Raw genomic sequence first — 1,400 nt, forward strand, 5'->3', positions numbered from 1 at the left:
CAGTCCTTACGGTCTAGCTTCGTTGCCCTTAGAACGCTCTCCTACCACGGAACCCTAATGGGTTCCATCCACAATTTCGGTAACATGTTTAGCCCCGGTACATTTTCGGCGCAGAATCACTCGACTAGTGAGCTATTACGCACTCTTTAAATGGTGGCTGCTTCTGAGCCAACATCCTAGTTGTCTGTGCAATTCCACATCCTTTTCCACTTAACATGTATTTTGGGACCTTAATTGGTGGTCTGGGCTGTTTCCCTTTCGACTACGGATCTTATCACTCGCAGTCTGACTCCCGGATATAAATCAATGGCATTCGGAGTTTATCTGAATTCAGTAACCCTAGATGGGCCCCTAGTCCAAACAGTGGCTCTACCTCCATGATTCTTAATTCCGAGGCTAGCCCTAAAGCTATTTCGGAGAGAACCAGCTATCTCCAAGTTCGTTTGGAATTTCTCCGCTACCCACACCTCATCTCAGCATTTTTCAACATACATGAGTTCGGTCCTCCAGTGCGTTTTACCGCACCTTCAACCTGGACATGGGTAGGTCACTTGGTTTCGGGTCTACGTCTACTTACTATGGCGCCCTATTCAGACTCGCTTTCGCTACGGCTCCGTCTTATCAACTTAACCTCGCAAGCAAACGTAACTCGCCGGTTCATTCTACAAAAGGCACGCTATCACCCATTAACGGGCTCTAACTATTTGTAGGCACATGGTTTCAGGAACTATTTCACTCCCCTTCCGGGGTGCTTTTCACCTTTCCCTCACGGTACTGGTTCACTATCGGTCACTAGGGAGTATTTAGCCTTGGGAGATGGTCCTCCCGGATTCCGACGGAATTTCTCGTGTTCCGCCGTACTCAGGATACTGCTCTGAGAGATTTTCATTTAGTATACGGGGCTATCACCCTCTACGGCGAGTCTTCCCAGACTCTTCTACTATAAAAATCTTTGGTAACTCAAATGAGCAGTCCTACAACCCCAAGAAGCAAGCTTCTTGGTTTGGGCTCTTCCCTGTTCGCTCGCCGCTACTTAGGGAATCGATTTTTCTTTCTATTCCTGCAGGTAATTAGATGTTTCAGTTCCCTGCGTTTACCTCTATATAACCTATGTATTCAGTTAATAGTAACAGTCGATTAAAACTGCTGGGTTCCCCCATTCGGAAATCTCCGGATCAAAGCTTACTTACAGCTCCCCGAAGCATATCGGTGTTAGTCCCGTCCTTCATCGGCTCCTAGTGCCAAGGCATTCACCATGCGCCCTTGATAACTTAACCTAACTTTACTTAAAGCAAAGTGGTTTTGTTAAGAACTACGTTCTTAACTAATAAAACGCGGTGTTTCTCGGCTTATTGCTTAAAAATTTAATAAATATTATCTAGTTTTCAAAGAACAAATTT

The 1,400-nt window shown here is 45.5% G+C and carries 1 rRNA gene (running past one end of the window); it reads right to left on the reverse strand.

The features are described 5' to 3' along the window. Positions 1 to 1,277 (reverse strand): 23S ribosomal RNA (locus tag AC1RP1_RS07505); it reaches 1,742 nt to the left of the window's first position. Positions 1,278 to 1,400 lie beyond the last annotated feature (123 nt).

The sequence above is a fragment of the Dellaglioa sp. CoH-56-MRSF-13 genome, assembly GCF_056782095.1.